The 16,806-nt window shown below is 25.4% G+C and carries 18 protein-coding genes, 1 tRNA gene and 1 pseudogene; 16 read left to right on the plus strand and 4 right to left on the minus strand.

Annotation, left to right across the window (positions count from 1 at the left end; genetic code table 11):
• The first annotated feature begins 821 nt into the window (after positions 1 to 821).
• From QZ321_RS10315 to QZ321_RS10355, 9 genes and pseudogenes are all read left to right on the plus strand, one after another.
• Positions 822 to 1,967, plus strand: coding sequence for a hypothetical protein (locus QZ321_RS10315; protein ID WP_291747944.1), 1,146 nt, complete (start codon positions 822 to 824; stop codon positions 1,965 to 1,967).
• Positions 1,967 to 2,398: a hypothetical protein gene (locus tag QZ321_RS10320; RefSeq protein ID WP_291747948.1), complete on the plus strand. Its 432-nt coding sequence runs from the start codon at positions 1,967 to 1,969 to the stop codon at positions 2,396 to 2,398. The genes QZ321_RS10315 and QZ321_RS10320 overlap by 1 nt, the downstream gene beginning before the upstream one ends.
• Positions 2,391 to 4,154 (plus strand): hypothetical protein, encoded by a 1,764-nt coding sequence (locus QZ321_RS10325; RefSeq protein WP_291747953.1) that lies wholly within the window; start codon positions 2,391 to 2,393, stop codon positions 4,152 to 4,154. Before QZ321_RS10320 ends, QZ321_RS10325 begins: the two co-directional genes overlap by 8 nt.
• 154 nt (positions 4,155 to 4,308) lie before the next feature.
• Positions 4,309 to 4,647: a hypothetical protein gene (locus QZ321_RS10330; RefSeq protein ID WP_291747955.1), complete on the plus strand. Its 339-nt coding sequence runs from the start codon at positions 4,309 to 4,311 to the stop codon at positions 4,645 to 4,647.
• A 16-nt stretch (positions 4,648 to 4,663) separates the two neighbouring features.
• Positions 4,664 to 4,969: pseudogene (locus tag QZ321_RS10335) on the plus strand (hypothetical protein).
• 141 nt (positions 4,970 to 5,110) lie between these two features.
• Positions 5,111 to 5,419, plus strand: coding sequence for a DUF960 family protein (locus tag QZ321_RS10340; protein ID WP_291747957.1), 309 nt, complete (start codon positions 5,111 to 5,113; stop codon positions 5,417 to 5,419).
• Between the two features lie 234 nt (positions 5,420 to 5,653).
• A complete protein-coding gene (locus tag QZ321_RS10345; protein ID WP_291747960.1) occupies positions 5,654 to 5,929 on the plus strand; it encodes a Mor transcription activator family protein in 276 nt (91 codons plus the stop codon).
• A 250-nt stretch (positions 5,930 to 6,179) separates the two neighbouring features.
• On the plus strand, positions 6,180 to 6,386 hold the full coding sequence (locus tag QZ321_RS10350; RefSeq protein WP_291747963.1) for an NINE protein: 207 nt from the start codon (positions 6,180 to 6,182) through the stop codon (positions 6,384 to 6,386).
• Between the two features lie 120 nt (positions 6,387 to 6,506).
• Positions 6,507 to 7,124, plus strand: a complete 618-nt coding sequence (locus QZ321_RS10355) for a PepSY domain-containing protein (protein WP_291743839.1) — start codon at positions 6,507 to 6,509, stop codon at positions 7,122 to 7,124.
• 81 nt (positions 7,125 to 7,205) lie between these two features.
• Here QZ321_RS10355 and QZ321_RS10360 read toward each other — a convergent pair whose 3' ends face one another.
• On the minus strand, positions 7,206 to 7,898 hold the full coding sequence (locus QZ321_RS10360; RefSeq protein WP_291747966.1) for a YjjG family noncanonical pyrimidine nucleotidase: 693 nt from the start codon (positions 7,896 to 7,898) through the stop codon (positions 7,206 to 7,208).
• A gap of 234 nt (positions 7,899 to 8,132) precedes the next feature.
• Between QZ321_RS10360 and QZ321_RS10365 the strand changes: the two genes are divergently transcribed.
• The 3 genes from QZ321_RS10365 (at position 8,133) to QZ321_RS10375 (ending at position 9,835) form a co-directional block, all read left to right on the plus strand.
• Positions 8,133 to 8,474, plus strand: a complete 342-nt coding sequence (locus QZ321_RS10365) for a zinc ribbon domain-containing protein YjdM (RefSeq protein WP_291747969.1) — start codon at positions 8,133 to 8,135, stop codon at positions 8,472 to 8,474.
• Positions 8,475 to 8,602: 128 nt separating this feature from the next.
• Positions 8,603 to 8,785: a hypothetical protein gene (locus QZ321_RS10370; RefSeq protein WP_291743833.1), complete on the plus strand. Its 183-nt coding sequence runs from the start codon at positions 8,603 to 8,605 to the stop codon at positions 8,783 to 8,785.
• A 744-nt stretch (positions 8,786 to 9,529) separates the two neighbouring features.
• Entirely contained in the window at positions 9,530 to 9,835 is a 306-nt protein-coding gene (locus QZ321_RS10375) for a hypothetical protein (protein WP_291747972.1), read from the plus strand.
• Between the two features lie 23 nt (positions 9,836 to 9,858).
• On the opposite strand, the gene QZ321_RS10380 is transcribed toward QZ321_RS10375, so the two are convergent.
• Positions 9,859 to 11,466, minus strand: a complete 1,608-nt coding sequence (locus QZ321_RS10380; protein WP_291747975.1) for a DEAD/DEAH box helicase — start codon at positions 11,464 to 11,466, stop codon at positions 9,859 to 9,861.
• A 514-nt stretch (positions 11,467 to 11,980) separates the two neighbouring features.
• Complete coding sequence (locus QZ321_RS10385) at positions 11,981 to 12,700, minus strand: lysophospholipid acyltransferase family protein (RefSeq protein ID WP_291747978.1); 720 nt, start codon at positions 12,698 to 12,700, stop codon at positions 11,981 to 11,983.
• Positions 12,701 to 12,846: 146 nt separating this feature from the next.
• Here QZ321_RS10385 and QZ321_RS10390 point away from each other — a divergent pair, with 146 nt between their 5' ends.
• Positions 12,847 to 13,689 (plus strand): staygreen family protein, encoded by an 843-nt coding sequence (locus QZ321_RS10390; RefSeq protein ID WP_291747981.1) that lies wholly within the window; start codon positions 12,847 to 12,849, stop codon positions 13,687 to 13,689.
• 57 nt (positions 13,690 to 13,746) lie between these two features.
• Positions 13,747 to 13,821, plus strand: a tRNA-Arg gene (locus QZ321_RS10395).
• A 43-nt stretch (positions 13,822 to 13,864) separates the two neighbouring features.
• Here the strand turns inward: QZ321_RS10395 and QZ321_RS10400 are convergent.
• Positions 13,865 to 14,758 carry a DUF368 domain-containing protein gene (locus QZ321_RS10400; RefSeq protein ID WP_291747983.1) on the minus strand — a complete coding sequence of 298 codons (894 nt, stop codon included), beginning with the start codon at positions 14,756 to 14,758 and terminating at the stop codon, positions 13,865 to 13,867.
• 212 nt (positions 14,759 to 14,970) lie between these two features.
• Here QZ321_RS10400 and QZ321_RS10405 point away from each other — a divergent pair, with 212 nt between their 5' ends.
• Positions 14,971 to 16,215 carry a hemolysin family protein gene (locus QZ321_RS10405; RefSeq protein ID WP_291747986.1) on the plus strand — a complete coding sequence of 415 codons (1,245 nt, stop codon included), beginning with the start codon at positions 14,971 to 14,973 and terminating at the stop codon, positions 16,213 to 16,215.
• A 138-nt stretch (positions 16,216 to 16,353) separates the two neighbouring features.
• The gene (locus QZ321_RS10410) at positions 16,354 to 16,791 is read left to right on the plus strand and encodes a nucleoside deaminase (RefSeq protein WP_291747988.1); all 438 of its coding nucleotides are present in this window, start codon (positions 16,354 to 16,356) and stop codon (positions 16,789 to 16,791) included.
• Positions 16,792 to 16,806: the final 15 nt, after the last annotated feature.

Below are 16,806 nucleotides of genomic sequence, written 5' to 3' on the forward strand. Positions count from 1 at the left end.
CGAAATAATGAAACAAGATAAATTACAGGTTTAATACCAGAATATACCAATGTAATTAAAATACTCAATAGAGAAAATTTATATCAAGGAGCTAAAGAGAGATGAAGTAAGGTTCTGTGTCTACAAGGCCACTAGAAGAGGTGATGAAACATACATTCCAAGAAGTCTTGATGTAACAGAACTAGAATTAATAGAGCTAATAAAAGAAAAAACTAAGTTAAGAGAAAGATTGAAAAAGCAAGCTAATTTAATTACACAGATTGAAGCTTTACAGTATAAATCATAATATAGTAGTCTAGAGGAAATAAAAAATGAAAACTTTACTAAATATAAAGAATATTCGTTAGTAGCTTATAATTTTGATACTATAGGTTTTGAAAAAAATTAAAGAGTATCTACTAGATGAAATAAAGCAAATAAAGGATAATGGAGAGATAACTGTAGAGACGAGTTTAAGAAGATTAGCATTAATATATGATTGAAAGAATTTTGAAAATTATTAAAAAAATAAACCTCACTTAATACTGATACGGAGAACCGTACCATAAATAAGTGAGGTTTTTACTGAAATTGTATAATTAAGTATATAGTAAAACTGCGATAGGATATAAATGTTCTATCGCAGTTTTTTTATTGTTTATAGATATTAAGAATAAGTGTATTATAAATATCAGTTATTTTATTAATAAGGACCAATATAAAGTTAAAATTTACAAATTATAATGGTATAATTTATAATATAAGTGATTATTTTTTTATAAATCATAAGATATGGAAAAATTAGTTTAAATTAAGCTACAATTAGAGAGGGATAATAGATTATGTACTCTACAGGTGAGAGTGGTATAAAGAGTTTAGCTGGTTTTGCTTATCAGATAAAAGTATTTATATATTATATGGCTTTATTGCAAAAAAACCAACAGATTGAATTTGAAACTTTAGAAGATGTAAACATAAAAAGCTTTGAAACTAGTAAAATAGATAATAATAGTGAAAGTTATAAATGTATAATTGGAAATATAGAAGGTAATATTGCAATACAAGTAAAAAGGACAAGTATTTCAAGTAAAAGCGCAGAAAAAATATTATACAATTGGATAATTACTGAAAAAAATTACAGCAATATTAAAAGTTACATATTATTTACTGATGAGGAATATGGAAATGAAGATAATGTTTTTGAGACAAATGCTGAAGAGTTATTTAATAAGATAAATAATTCAAACAAAAAAGCAAATTCTTTAATTACAATAGTAAAAAATATGTTCAATGGAAATTTAGAAGAATTTAAATCTATTTATAATAGTATTAAAGATAAATATGAATTCAAATCTATAGAAGAAATTGACAATGAAATATTAAATCGATATGAAGATAGATTTCAAAGAGGCGGTATACCAGAAGCTATATATTATATTAGAATACAAGAGTTAATGAGATATATTACTGAAGAAATTATGAAATCTGTAAGTGGAGGAAAACCATTTATTTGTACATATGATAAATTTATAAAGTTGATAGTAGAAATATGCAGGAGTATAGATGAAGATGAGCCTGTAATAAGTTATTCCTCATTTAAAAATAATAATACAATAGATTGGGAGGATTTAGACGTTATAAATTCTAGAGAGTGTATTCAATTGAATGAATGTAATTTATCTAGAAAGAGTATAGAAACCCATCTTATGTATAAAATTTATTATGAATCTTTAAAGTGTTCTTATATGGAGAATAATAGGGTGAGAAAGATAGATGAAATTGAGGATACAACATATGAAAATTATGAATTTTCCAAAGTTATATTAGAGCAAAATAATAATGATACGCCTATAAATAGGCTTATTGAAGTTAAAGGTAAACCAAACTCATATGCGAAGAATGAGCAAATAAAATATGGAGCAGCAATATATTTAACAAGAGCTGACATTGAAGAAGAAAGGCAAATTTCTTGGAAGGATGATATGTAATGTCAAAGAATATGATATTAGCAGAAGCGATTATAATAAGTAGGTATTCAGATATAATATTGGGAATATTACAAAGACATAAAGAACTTAGCATTAATAAAGTTTTGGTGTTTTCTTTTTTAATAAAGAAGAATATATTTAATGTTAAAGAAGTTTATAGTGTTAAAAACTCTAGAGATATAATGTTAAAGTGTATTTCTAAGTTATCTGGTGCATTTCAGGATTACTGTAATGAGATTGAATACATTTTTAAGGCAATTCATTTATTAATTAAAAATGGTGATTTAATATTTGAAAATCAACAAATAAGGTATGTTTCAAAAAGTAATAAATCTACTTTTGTAGTAGAAAAGTTTATAGATAAATGTATAAATGAAAGTAAAAAAATGACTGACAGACAATTTTTTAAGGAGGTTATGAATAATGTTTAAGATAGATAAGTTGATAATGAAGGATATCTTAAATAAAGAATATACATATAAATTTGATTATGGAATTAATTATTTTAAAGGTAAAAATAGTTCAGGAAAAACTGAGTTTTATAAATTTATAGATTTTATGTTAGGCTCATCGGAAAAAATAAATAAGCAGTATTGGTATAAAGATACTTTAAAAGAAGCTACAATGGAACTTTCTTATAACAATATTAGTTATGTATTGACACGAACTATGAATTCAGAAGTAAACTACTTTCATTATAAAGATGAAGAGAGAGGGGATTATATAGGCAGTGCAGAATATAAGGATAAATTAAATTCTATATTTTCAAAAGAAGATTCAATATTAAAAGATTTAAGAGAATTTACCGATGAAAATTTAACATATAGAGCATTTACAATGTTTAATTTTTTAGGAGAGAAGAGACAAGGTATTTTAAATGACTTTTTAGATAAATGTAGTGATATAAAATATTCTATAAAATTAAATCAAATATTAAATTTTATATTTAATAAGAACTTAGTTACTATTTTAGAGTTAAAGAAGGAACTTGAAAATCTTGAAAATGAAGTTAAGGTGTTAGAAAAGTCAGTAAATAGATTTGAATTCATATGTAATAAAGTTAACTTAAATTTATGTAAGTTAAATATATCAGCTATATATAATGGAAGAAATTCTGAAAAGATTAGAGATGAAATTAAAAGTATTAAGAATATGGAGCATAGCAAAATAAAAGAAGGTAAAAAGACTATTGCAGAGTTAGAGGTGATATATAATAATTTAGATGAACAAATTAAGATATATGAAAATCGTATTGTAGATTCAAAGAGGATGAGTGTAGAAGCGGAAAATAGAAAAATATTATTAGATAAATTAAAGATTATTTTAAATAATACGAATGAGTTGCAGTATTTAATTGAGCCAATAACAAACTTAATAGGGGATTTAGAGAATAGTATTTCTTTTAATAAGTATATTATTAGTGATTCTACTATTAAAGATATGAAGAAACAAAGAGAAGTGATAAAACAAGAGATTTTATGTAACGATTATAGATTTAAGAGATTTAATGTTGATGAAAAGATTAAAGCAGTAGCTATTATAGAGGATTATCTAAATGAAGATATAATGTATAATGATTCAGACTTAAAAGAAAAAAGAAAAAGAATAAAGCAAATTAAAGAATTAATAAAAATATTACAAAACACAGATGATATAGATAAGGTAGAAGCTATTTCAAATAGTATTACTAATTTATATAAATCAGCAGGTAAAGTATCTGAATTAGTAAAACATGATGTTAATCTAGATGGATTCAAAATACAGTATATAAAGAAGGGGAATATTCTCCAACCAATGATATCTAATAATGAGGTTGAAACAAATGATGATATTAAGGTGGAAAATTCAGAAAAATACTATACAGGTAGCATGGCAAGACATACGCTTATGCAATTATCTGGATATTTAAGCTTTTTAGAACTATTAATTAAAGAAAATAGATATCCAGTTGTTCCAATTTTAGTTATAGACCACATTTCGAAACCGTTTGATGCTATAAATAGGAGAGCTATTGGAGTAATTTTACAAAAGTTTTATGAAAAAGTAGATGAAAGCGATATACAAATATTTATGTTTGATGATAAGAATAGTGATGAATTATTAATCACTAATGCTTCAATAAATAATTTAGTTAGTGATAGTAAAAGTGGTTTTAATCCATTTTATTATGAAGTTAAAGATAATTAGTTTTAAATTTTATAAAACTATATATTAAAGTAGCAAAGAATGTTTTAAATATAGCTAAGCTAATTATAAATATATATTATTAATTTAGACAAACTCTTACTTGTATTTAGATATACGGGTAAGAGTTTTTATACTTATAAGGAGGAAATATATAATGAAAAAAGTTTATAAAGAAAGTCAATTGGTCGAATTAAAAAACTTACAATCAGAAGTAATTGAAAGAATAAAAGCAACAATAGATATACTAAATGAAAACTATGGAGCAAATAGAGATATAGAAACTGATTTAGGTGGATATATACTTATAGCAGAAAATATCGTAGATATCGAAATACTGAAACAAGATAAGTTACAAGGGTTGATACCAGAATATACTGATGTAATTGAAAGTAGTGAGGGAGTTAATTGGACTTCTTCACTATTTTTGTTTTCAAGTGATTTTGCAATAGTAGTAGTAACAACAGAAGAACTTTATAAGTTCCTAATAGAATAACATAGGGGAGGGTAACATGGGTAAGAAGAGTGAAGAAAAGATAATCAAGGAAACAAAATATTGCAAGATAATAAGCCAATGAAAAGTTGGAGAAGGACTATATACATATTCAATAGAGAAAATCCACATCAAGGAGCTAAAGAGAGATGAAGTAAGGTTCTGTGTCTACAAGGCAACTAGAAGAGGAGATGAAACATACATTCCAAGAAGTCTTGATGTAACGGAGCTAGAACTAATAGAGCTAATAAAAGAATCAATTAGAGAAAAAGTATTTTCACATGAATTCATTGAGATGTTAAAACAAGAAATAAATAAAAGCTAAAAGTCTTAATTACTATAAAGATAGTGATTAAGACTTTTTCTGTTATAGGGAGGTAAAAGGTATGAATGAAATTCTATATGTAGGTATTAATGGTTGAAAATGTAGCTATAAAAACTAGTAATGATAAGGAGATATAGGAAGATGTTCAAGAAAAATAACAGATATGTAACAAGAGGAGTAAATGAAAAAGTAGATATAAGACTACAACTTATAATGTGGAGCATGATTGATAAGTTAAAGGATAAAGGAAATGTTGAACTGGATTACTTACAAGTTTTCAGGATAAGAAAGGAAGGAAAGAAAATTGTAATAAGTCAGAGTCAAGAAGTTTCTGAATACTCATGCACACATGAAATAGAGCTAGAAGATATTCAGATAGATTATGGGATTAAAGTATATGTAATAGATAGTGGAGAATATTCTACAATGCTATTTCCTAATGAATATTAGTATATGTCTAAATACTGAAGGGAGGTGATGAAGATGAATATTGTAAAAGTACTAAAGATACTAGGTACAGTTATTACAGTTATAGCTGCAGGTATAGAGGGAAATAATTAAGGAAATTTTGGATTTTTATAGGTTATTTTACAAGAGAAAATCATAATTATAATCAGCATTACAAAAAATCTTAATCAAGTTATTATTTAATTAGAGTTGAAGGGAGGTAAAGATGGATAATGAATGAAAAAAAAGTATGAAAGTTATAGTGGAGTTTATAAGGAGATGGTAGAGATTCTAGGGGAAGAAGTTACATTGAAGATATATGAGAACTTTAGAGGTCAACAAGTAACATTTCCAATGAGATTATATTCTAAGTCTTATGTAGAAGAATATATCATAAAAAACTATAATGGAAAAAATATTAAAGAAATATCAAGAAAGCTTGGATATACATGTAATTGGGTTCAACAAGTTATAAACAAGCTGAACATAAGGGAAAATGGAGGAAAAGAATAATGTATTGTAGACAATGTGGAGAAAAATTAAGCAATCCAAAGGCAGTAATATGTGTAAAGTGTGGAACGAATAAGGGCAAGGGAATAATTATTGCCCTGACTGTGGACAAGAAGTAAAAAATAAAGATGCAGAGGTATGTTTAAATTGTGGTGTAAGATTAAAAGGAGGAGTAAATAATTTAACTAATCAAATAAAAAATAGTGTAAGTAATAATGGTGGAAGTAGTTCAAATAATAAAATAATTGCTGGAGTGCTTGCAATATTACTAGGACAGTTAGGAATACACAGATTTTATTTAGGCTATAAGGAAACTGGATTTATACAATTAGGAATAGGAATATTTGCCATATTTATTTTTGCACCTATAATATTGGTAAGTTGGGCTTGGGCCATATATGATGCAGTTCAAATATTTACAGGAAAATTAAACAATGCTAATGGTGAAGTTTTAGTATAGTATATAATTAAAAATAAGTTTTAACTTATATTAGGTTAAAACTTATTTTTTTAGGTTAAAATATAAATAAAAATTATTATATTTTAATCTAAATATGTAGGTTAAAATCAAGGAGAAGCAATGAAAAAATTAAGTATATCATTAATTATAATAATTATTAGTATTAGTTTAGTATCATGTACAAATTCAGATATGACGAATAGTGGAGGCAAAAATCCACCTAATACGCAAAATAGTAATAAAGTTATTACACCAAACAACAATTTAGATAATACAAGTAATATTTCATTAGAAAGAGCTAAAGAAATAGCATTAGAACATGCAGGATTAGGTAGTGATGAAGTTACTTTTATTAAATTAAACAAGGAGTTTGATGATGGAATTCAAAAATATGAAATAGAGTTCTATTCTAATGGAAAAGAATATGATTATGAAATTAATGCATATAACGGGCAAATTATAAAATATGATATGGAAAATAATTATACTCCAAATAATACTTTAACAAACGACCAAAGTAATATTAATCCTACAACTAATATTTCATTAGAAAGAGCTAAAGAAATTGCATTACAAAATGCTGGTTTAGAAAGCAATCAAGTTAGTTTTAAAAAGGTAAAATTAGATATTGATGATGGAATTCAAAAATATGAAGTAGAGTTTTATTATAATAATAAAGAATATAATTATGAAATAGATGCTAATTCTGGAGATATAATATCTTATGAAATAGAATGATATATGTAAATATTAATTAAACTAATATGAAAATTAAAATTTAAATAATTTTCGATTTATGAAAATCTTTTAGTTATTATTCTAAGAATTAAGTAATAAAAGTTTTAGTTCATCAAAATTAGAAATTTCATATGTAGGTTTTATAGAAGTTTCATTTATAATTTTATTAGGATTATACCAGCATGTATCTACTCCAAAATTTATTCCACCTTGTATGTCAGAGCTTAAACTATCTCCAATCATTAAAACTTTACTTTTATCAGAGAAATTCATAAGTTTTAAAGTATGTTCAAAAATTTTAGGATTAGGTTTTGCAATTAATATTTCTTCTGATATTACTATAGCATCAAAAAACTTTGCTATACTAGATTGTCTAATTCTTTTATTTTGAACAGAAGTAAGTCCATTAGTGACTATGGCAAGTCTAAAAGATTTATTAAGAGTTTCAATAAGTTCAAGGCTATTATCATATAAAAATGAAGCATCAGCTAAGTTTTCTATATATGAATTTGCAAATTCATTTTCATCAAAGTGAATTTTTAATGCTTTTGATAATCTTTTAAATCTCTCTATTTTTAGCACTTCCTGAGTAACAAGTCCTTGTTCAAATTCTTTCCATAAAGCAGAATTTATTTCTTTATAAATTTCTAAATGGTAGTTTTCATAATAATTTATATTAAATTTAAGCATTGTATTTTTAAATGCTTCTCTTTCAGATTTTTTAAAATCGTATAATGTTTCATCAGCATCAAATAATATAATTTCGTATTTCATATTATACCCCCATATGTACTATTTTCTTGATTAATTTTATAATAATATAATAATTTTTATTTTACAATTTGGATTTTTAATTATATATAAATTAAGAAAATAAGATAAATCTATATTAAAAAGTTCATAAGTTTGTAAATATTATTAGACTATGATAGTATAAAGAATGCAATAAAGTAAATAATACTTTTTGTTAAAAATAGAACCTAACAAACGAATGGAGGAAATGAAATTATGTTACCAAATTGTCCAAAATGTAATTCAGAATATACTTATGAAGATGGAAATCTTTTAATATGTCCAGAATGTGGTCATGAATGGACTGCTGCTGCACAAGCTGCTGAAGAAGAAGCAAGCATAATAAAAGATGCAAATGGAAATGTTTTAAATGATGGTGATACAGTTACTATAATAAAGGACCTTAAAGTAAAAGGTGCTTCATCAGCATTAAAGCAAGGAACAAAGGTTAAAAATATACGTTTATTATATGATGTAACAGATGGCCATGATATAGATTGCAAAATTGATGGATTTGGAGCTATGAAATTAAAATCATCAGTAGTAAAAAAGATATAATATAATGGAGTTATTAGGTATTCTTAATAGCTCCCTTTATTTAATTTAATATAGTATTTAACTTTTAAATACATTTAAATTAGAAAAAATATAAATTACAATAAAAACTTTAGCAGGAGGCGATTTTTATGTTTACTAGGGAGGAGCTTTTAGTAATTGAAGACGCGTTAAAAATAGCAGATGAAAAATATATTAAACTTCTTGATGAAAGTAAAAATAATAAAAACAAGATGGTAGCATTTAATAGAAAACAAAAAAAGTTATGGCTAGTTCAAAATAAGTTAAATAAACTGCTACAAGAAACTAAATAATATATAATACATAGCAAATATCTAGTATAAAAACTAGGTATTTTTTTATTACCTCTAATAAGAAATAAATAATTAAATTTAAAGGAAGTAAAAAATTATTAAATCTTAAAAATAATATATAAAATTAATTAAAAAAACTAATTAATTTACAAAAAACAACAAATACTTTTATTAGAATTAAAGTATATTATATACAAGTAATAATATGTAAAAAAAATTATTCCATCTAATTTTATTATTTAATTATAAAAATTTTACAATTTAAAACCCATAAAAAGTAAAAGAAACAATTAAAATAAAAAATTTCTTTTTTCTTAAAAATAAGAAGATTATTAAAATTTAAAATAATATCATGGAAAATAAAGGGTTGATAATTTTTTGAAAGTAAAAATTTTTAAAAATATATTTTTAAAATATAAAAATTGTTTTAATTATAATAATATAATGTATTATATGATAAATAATTAAATTTAATAAAGTAAATTTAACTATCTGAGATAGCGGAATTTAAATTTAACATTTATATAAATTTTAAATTTATGAAATTAATATAAATAAAAATTGCAAAAGTGAAGTTTTTAGTAATTAAATTACATAAATAGTTATATAATGTTGTTTTGTTTAATTAAGGATTTTAAAATTTGTGTCTAATAAGATACAAAAATAAAAGTTTAATTTTTATGAGTAAATTTACATAAATAAGTTATAATATAATAAATACAAATACTTTTGGAGGTTATATACATGTCTAAAATAACTAGTAGAAATAATGATTTATTAAGAGACTCTAGAAATAAAGTTTCACCAAAGGTTTATGATCTTTTAATTAATTTAGTTAATGAGGGTAGAGAAGATTTAGCAGAAATGACATTAAAAATAGATTATCTAATAGAATATGCAACAAGTGCTATTAAGGGAAAAGATTTTTCGGAAGCTTTAGAAACATTGCAAAGAGCAGAAGAAAGACTAAAAATGATAAAGAGAGAAAATTTTGATGTAAGTCATTTAGAATATTTAATTGAAGGAGCTAAAAAAAAGATAAGGAAGTAATTACTTCCTTATCTTTTTTTATATTATTTAGAATTTCTTCTATTATTTCTTCTTTTCTTATTGTTAGTTGAAACTTCAACGTTAACTTTTCTCTTGTTGATTTTTCCACCAGTACATTTTTCAAGAACTTGTCTATGTATTGCATTATCTACATTAACAAATGCAAAGTTTTCCATTATATCAATATCTCTTATTTGAGAAGAACCAACTTTAGCATTATTTTTTATGTAATTTATTAATGACTTAATAGTTAAACCATCTCTTCTACCTGCAGAGAAGAATAATCTAACATCATTTTCCTTACGTGATGCAGGAGCTTCAAGTTTATCACTTGAATAATCAAAAGATAATTGATTTTTGAATTGGCTTTGAAGTAATGAAGCAATTACTTTAACAGAATCATGATTTTCAGTTAATTGATTTGCAATATTTAAAAACTTTGAATAATCTTCAGCTTCTATTATTGAAGAAACTTCATTAGCCATTAATTCAAATTTAGCGTTATATATTTCTTGAACTGTTGGTACAGTTCCTTTTTCTATGTTACCCTTAGTTACATTTTTTATTTGTTTAAGGAATCCAAATTCTTTTGGTGTAATTATGCTGTAAGCAGTACCCTCTCTACCAGCTCTACCAGTTCTACCAATTCTATGAACGTAAGATTCAATGTCTTGAGGTAATTCATAGTTAAATACATGAGTTACACCATCAACGTCAATTCCTCTAGCAGCAACATCTGTAGCAACTAAGAATTTTAGTGAACCATTCTTAAACTTAGCAAGAGTTTTCATTCTTTGAATTTGAGACATATCTCCGTGCATACCTTCAACCATGTATCCTCTAGCTTGCATTGCTGCAACTAAATCATCAACACCTTTTTTAGTTCTACAGAAGATAATACCTGCTGATGGATTATCAAAGTCTATTAATCTGCAAAGAGCTTCTAATCTTTGAGTTCCATTAACTTCAAAGAAGTTTTGTTTTATTGTAGAACCAGTCATTTCTTTTCTAGCAATAGCAATATGTTCAGCATCTTCTTTTAAATATTTTTTTGATAGTTTTTTGATTTGAGGTGGCATTGTCGCAGAGAATAATAAAGTTTGTCTTTCTTCTGGAATGCTCTTCATTATTTCTTCCATGTCATCAATGAATCCCATGTTTAGCATTTCGTCAGCTTCGTCTAATACTAAGAATTCTACTGAAGATAAAGGTAAGTTTCCTCTTCTTATATGGTCTAAAACTCTACCTGGAGTACCAACTACTATATTAGCTCTCTTTAAGTCTCTAGCTTGAAGATGAATTGGTGCACCACCATATACAGCAACGATGTTTAATTTTTCGTACTTAGTTAATTTTACTAATTCATCGTGAACTTGTATTGCTAATTCTCTTGTTGGAGCTAAAATTATTGAGCCAATAGCGTCCTTAATTTTTAAGTTGTTTATCATAGGTAAACCAAAAGCTGCTGTTTTTCCTGTACCAGTTTGAGCTTGACCTATAATATCTTTGCCTGAAAGGGCAACTGGAATTGCTTCAGCTTGAATTGGAGATGGAGTAGTAAAACCTAAATCATCAATAGCTTTTACTAAAGTCTCCTTTAAGCCTAAATCATTAAATGTTAAATTCGTCATATAGTATCCTCTTTTTTCTTAAATTTTTTATTTATTTCAAATTATTTAAATAATTATTTCTCATCAATCGACTTTATTAAGTATATAGCAAAAATATAATTAATGCACTAAGTATTTATTGTAAAATATAAAATACTTATTTATTTTCAAAATAAGACAAAGTGGTATTGTTTTCATATGAAATTTTTAGAAAAATTTAAAAATCACAGAAAATATAATTGACATTTGACGAAAAATAGTTCAAAATATGCTATAGAAATAGTCATTACTTAAATTTTAAATATTGTGTTATTGTGTCATGGAGTATGTGGGAAGTTAGGTCGGCCTATGTACTCTATTTTTTTGTAATGATTATTTCCCTTCAGAACAATATATAAATGTCTATATGGTTATAAAATAAAAAGGAGCTGTGTCCTATTGAAAACTTTTGTTTCAATAGGAATACAACTCCTTTTAATTATATAAAGCTTTTATTAATATAATTTATAAAAGTTTTTATTACAGTTTTTTTATTTTAAGAGAGTTTTGATGCTACTATGCTTTGAACAGTTTTAGGTAGCATGTCTTGTTCTTCTTTACTTAAATTTACAGTTTCTATTGCTGGATGGAAATAAAGATTAACAGTAGCTGGTTTAATCCAAGGACCGTTACCATGTTCCATTATTTTAAATGAACCATCCATAGTTACTGGAACTATAGGACATTTTGATTTAGTAGCTAATTTAAAACTACCAGCCTTAAATTCTTTCATAGGGCCTCCCTTACTTCTAGTTCCTTCAGGAAATATTACAAGTGAATTTCCAGCTTTTAAGTTTTTAATTCCTTTAATTATTGCTTCACCAGATTTTCTAAGGTTGCTTCTGTCCATAAAAACACAATGTAAAAAATTCATCCAAGTTCTTACTATAGGAATTTTTTCAACTTCTATTTTTGAAATAAAACCAATAACTTTTGGAATTTGAGTTATATATATAGGTATATCAAAATTACCTTGATGATTTCCTACAAATAATACTGTTTTGTCTTTTGGAATATTTTCTACTCCATGAACATTAACTTTAACACCAGCTACTTTAAGTAATGATTTTGCCCAAATATTAGTACACTTATATATTAAAGCTTCACTTTCCTTAATTCTATTTTTTTTAGTTAGGTATTTAACCCTAAGTATGAATGGTGTACTAATTATTAAACTCAGTACAAACCATATAAACCATATTACAGTTCTTATCATTATCCTGTCACTCCTCAAAATTTTAAATCTACATAAAGTATACTATAAAATGTAAGTTATAGGTAATGTTTTAGGAAAGAAAAATATCAATAAAATTTGTAGTGGCATATATTAAAAAAGAGAAAAATTTTATATGGGGAATATATATGTTTAAATTTCAACCTGAAAAATTAAGTGTAACTTATAAAGATGAAATAGAAATAAAGGATTTTTTATTTCCTAGAAAATATACTTTAACTCATTCAGATGAAAGTGGAGAATTGTTTTTATCAATAGGTAAAAATTATGATTTAGATAAAATTGATTATAATATTAGGGATGAAGTTATAGGAAGTTGGGAAAAAGATGATAAGGAGTATTTACTTATTACTTTAGAGCTTGATAATGGAGATGATATTAGTAATACAATTACTAGAGATAAGATTTTTAGAGAAGAACTTGGTTTAGCATTAATGGCAATAGTTTTTGGAGATAATTTATTATTTGAAAATAATAAAAATTTATATGAAGCACCTATTAGAGTAAAGTTTAATTCAAAGTTTAGTGAGTATGATAGTTTAGAGGAAATAGGAAAAGTAAATGATTATAAATATGATTTAGATAGATTTAATAATGAATTATTTAATTATAAACTTAATCCATTTCCTATATTACCACCAGTACAACCACCAAATTATATCAAGGCTATTAATGATAAAAAGAAAAAGAATAATATAATTGAAATGGCATTATTAACAGTATTAGATTCATATATAAGTAGTGAAATATATACTGCCTTTGGAAAGGGTACTCCTTATTGTTTAAAAAAAGCAGAAGTAATAGATGCAAAAACAGTCCATACTTATGGACCTTGTAGCGAGGAGTATGAAATAGTAGTTGGATTAAAGGTTGGAAAGAAAACTCCTTTTTATAATAATTTTATAATAACTTTTTTAATTTCTGATAATGTTATTAAAGTAAAGAATGTTAAAAATGTTAAAGGTAAGTAGAAAAAATTGACATAAACTAAATGTTGTAATAAAATAGATATATAATTTCAAATGTGTGCTCTCATAGTTTAATGGATAGAATAGTCCCCTCCTAAGGGATAGATACAGGTTCGATTCCTGTTGGGAGTGCCATAAAAAACACAAGTCTTATAAATTAAAGACTTGTGTTTTTTTATTATTTAGCTCTTTTTTCAAGAAAATCTTTTGATTTTTCTAATATTACTATTATTGCTCCTCCAATAATGAAGAATATCCAGCTAAAGCTTGAAAGATTCATTGCAGGTTTTGGAGCTTCTAGTGTTGTAGGTCCCATAAATACAGCATATATTGATCCAATCATTAGTCCTAATATTAAATATATCATTGCAGATCTATATCTTTTTAATAAAAATTTAATTATTTTTATAGTGCTTAATATCCCAACAATAACTCCTAATCCAAAAATTATAAGTATAGGTAAGTAAGAAAAATTTAAAGATAAAACTTCTTTTATTGCACTTATAATTCCAGTATAAAGCCCAAAGATTAATAATAAAGTTGAACCAGATATACCAGGTAAAACCATAGCTGAAATTGCAATCATTCCAGCAACAAATACAAATACACCAGTACCAAAATTTAAATGTTCTAATGATAAGTTTAATCCACCATTAGAGCCAGATGGATTAAAATAAGTAATTAAAACTACAATTAAAGCTCCTATTATAGTAAAAATAATATTTTTATATTTTCCAACTAATGAATCTTTTTCTTCTCTCATTATTAATGGAATTGCCACTATTATAAATCCTGTAAATAATGAACTTATGCTATAAATATGTTCATTAAATATAGAAGATAAAATTAGAACTGATAAAACCATACCTGTTATCCAGCCAATTCCTAATTTTATTAAGAATACTAAAGATTTTTTCTTATCTTCAATACCATCTTTTGATATTAGAGAATTTAATGAACCTATAAAGTCATCATAAAACCCTAAGATAAAAGCGATAGTACCACCTGAAACTCCAGGAACACTATCTGCCAGAGCCATAAAAAAGCCTCTGATAAAATTGATTATAAACACAATATCACCTCAAAATAAATATGTTAAGTATAAAATAAACATACTAAATACATAGAATAATTAGTATAATTGCATGGAAAAATATTAATTATCTTTTTGAAAAAAGAATGTAAATTTTATGTTTATTTATTGGTAAATTATATCATATGAAAGCAACCTATGATATAATAAATATCAAAATATTTTATTAAATTACTAGGAGTGTGATTTTTTTGGAACCCAGTCAAGTGTGGCAGATAATAGTACTTGTAATTTTACTAATATTGTCTGGATTTTTTTCAATGTCAGAAACAGCACTTATGGCACTAAGCAAAATAAGAATAAGGCATATGGTGGAAGATGGAGTTAAGGGAGCTAAATTAGTTGAAAAGTTAACAGAAGACCCAAATAAACTACTAGGAGCAATATTAATAGGTAACAATATAGTTAATATTTTAGCCTCTTCATTAGCTACAACTTTATTTGTTTCATTAGTTGGACCAGGCGGAGTTGGAATAGCAACAGGGGTAATGACTGTATTAGTACTTATATTTGGAGAGATAACTCCAAAGTCTATTGCAAAGCAAAAATCTGAACAAGTATCATTAAAGGTAAGTAAGCCAATTAGTGTAATGGTAAAGCTATTTAAACCATTTATAGGTATATTTACTTTTATATCAAGTGGATTTATAAGATTATTAGGTGGAGACCCAAAAGCAAGCGAGCCATTTATAACAGAAGAAGAACTTAAAACAATGGTTGGTGTTAGTGAAGAAGAGGGTGTTCTTGAAGATGTAGAAAAAGAAATGATTTTTAATGTTTTTGATTTTGCAGATGCACAGGCTAAAGATGTTATGGTACAAAGGGTTGATATTGTAGCTGTTGATTCTGAAGCAACTTATGAAGATGTTTTAGAGGTTATAAAGAAAGAACAGTTTTCAAGAATTCCAGTATATAATCAAACTATAGATGATATAGTTGGTGTATTGTATGTTAAAGACTTAATTATAGCAGGTCAAAATAAAGATGGATTTAAAGTGACTGACTATATGAGAGAACCTTATTATACATTTGAATTTAAGAAAATCAAAGAATTATTTAATGAAATGAAAAAGACAAGAAATCATATTAGTGTAGTTTTGGACGAATATGGTGGAACTGTTGGGATAGTAACTATAGAAGACCTTATTGAAGAGGTTTTTGGAGATATAGAAGACGAATATGATGATTATGAAAATGAAATAGAAGTAATTAAAGAAGATGAATATGTTGTTGATGGAAGTGCAAGATTAGATGACATAAGTGACTTAATTGGAGTTAATATGGAGTCAGAAGAGTTTGATTCTGTTGGGGGATTAATAATAGGAGAGCTAGGAAGATTCCCAGAAAATAAAGAAGAAGTGAATTTAAGTAATATTAAATTTGTAGTAGAAGAAGTAGACAAAAACAGAATAAAAAAAGTAAGAATTTACACATAATTAATCTTTAAATTTAGGAATAAAAAAAGAATGGTGAGTGACAAATATTTAAGTAAAGGATGATTTGTCATTTGCCATTTTTATTTTATATAAAATTTAAAAGGTTAAATTTATATAGGGGATAAGGAGGGGATAAAAATGAGTTATATGAAAATTGCTTTAGAAGAAGCTAAGAAGGCTTATTCTAAGGGAGAAGTTCCAATAGGTGCAGTTATTGTAAAGAATGGTGAGATAATAGCTAAAGCACATAATTTAAAGGAAACTCTAAAGTCAGCAATAGCACATGCTGAAATTTTAGCAATTGAAGAGGCTAGTAAGAAAATTAACGATTGGCGGTTAAATGATTGTGAAATGTATGTAACTTTAGAACCTTGTTCTATGTGTGCTTCTGCCATAGCACAAGCAAGAATATCTAAATTACATATAGGGACATTTAATAAAGATATGGGAGCCTGTGGAACGATATTAAATATATTGGATTATGATATTTTTAATTCTTATGTAGAGATAAATTGGTGTTATAATAAAGAGTGTAGTGAATTAATAAGTAAATTTTTTTATGAGATAAGAAAATAGTTAAATCAAAAGGGG

It is taken from the genome of uncultured Clostridium sp. (genome assembly GCF_910588715.1).
Taxonomy (GTDB): domain Bacteria; phylum Bacillota; class Clostridia; order Clostridiales; family Clostridiaceae; genus Clostridium.

Bases quoted from the DNA above. Each gene is read 5' to 3' on its own strand.
- QZ321_RS10315 (WP_291747944.1), top strand. From the start codon at position 822: ATGTACTCTACAGGTGAGAGTGGTATAAAGAGTTTAGCTGGTTTTGCT.
- QZ321_RS10320 (WP_291747948.1), top strand. From the start codon at position 1,967: ATGTCAAAGAATATGATATTAGCAGAAGCGATTATAATAAGTAGGTAT.
- QZ321_RS10325 (WP_291747953.1), top strand. From the start codon at position 2,391: ATGTTTAAGATAGATAAGTTGATAATGAAGGATATCTTAAATAAAGAA.
- QZ321_RS10330 (WP_291747955.1), top strand. From the start codon at position 4,309: ATGAAAAAAGTTTATAAAGAAAGTCAATTGGTCGAATTAAAAAACTTA.
- QZ321_RS10340 (WP_291747957.1), top strand. From the start codon at position 5,111: ATGTTCAAGAAAAATAACAGATATGTAACAAGAGGAGTAAATGAAAAA.
- QZ321_RS10345 (WP_291747960.1), top strand. From the start codon at position 5,654: ATGAAAAAAAAGTATGAAAGTTATAGTGGAGTTTATAAGGAGATGGTA.
- QZ321_RS10355 (WP_291743839.1), top strand. From the start codon at position 6,507: ATGAAAAAATTAAGTATATCATTAATTATAATAATTATTAGTATTAGT.
- QZ321_RS10360 (WP_291747966.1), bottom strand. From the start codon at position 7,898: ATGAAATACGAAATTATATTATTTGATGCTGATGAAACATTATACGAT.
- QZ321_RS10365 (WP_291747969.1), top strand. From the start codon at position 8,133: ATGTTACCAAATTGTCCAAAATGTAATTCAGAATATACTTATGAAGAT.
- QZ321_RS10370 (WP_291743833.1), top strand. From the start codon at position 8,603: ATGTTTACTAGGGAGGAGCTTTTAGTAATTGAAGACGCGTTAAAAATA.
- QZ321_RS10375 (WP_291747972.1), top strand. From the start codon at position 9,530: ATGTCTAAAATAACTAGTAGAAATAATGATTTATTAAGAGACTCTAGA.
- QZ321_RS10380 (WP_291747975.1), bottom strand. From the start codon at position 11,466: ATGACGAATTTAACATTTAATGATTTAGGCTTAAAGGAGACTTTAGTA.
- QZ321_RS10385 (WP_291747978.1), bottom strand. From the start codon at position 12,700: ATGATAAGAACTGTAATATGGTTTATATGGTTTGTACTGAGTTTAATA.
- QZ321_RS10390 (WP_291747981.1), top strand. From the start codon at position 12,847: ATGTTTAAATTTCAACCTGAAAAATTAAGTGTAACTTATAAAGATGAA.
- QZ321_RS10410 (WP_291747988.1), top strand. From the start codon at position 16,354: ATGAGTTATATGAAAATTGCTTTAGAAGAAGCTAAGAAGGCTTATTCT.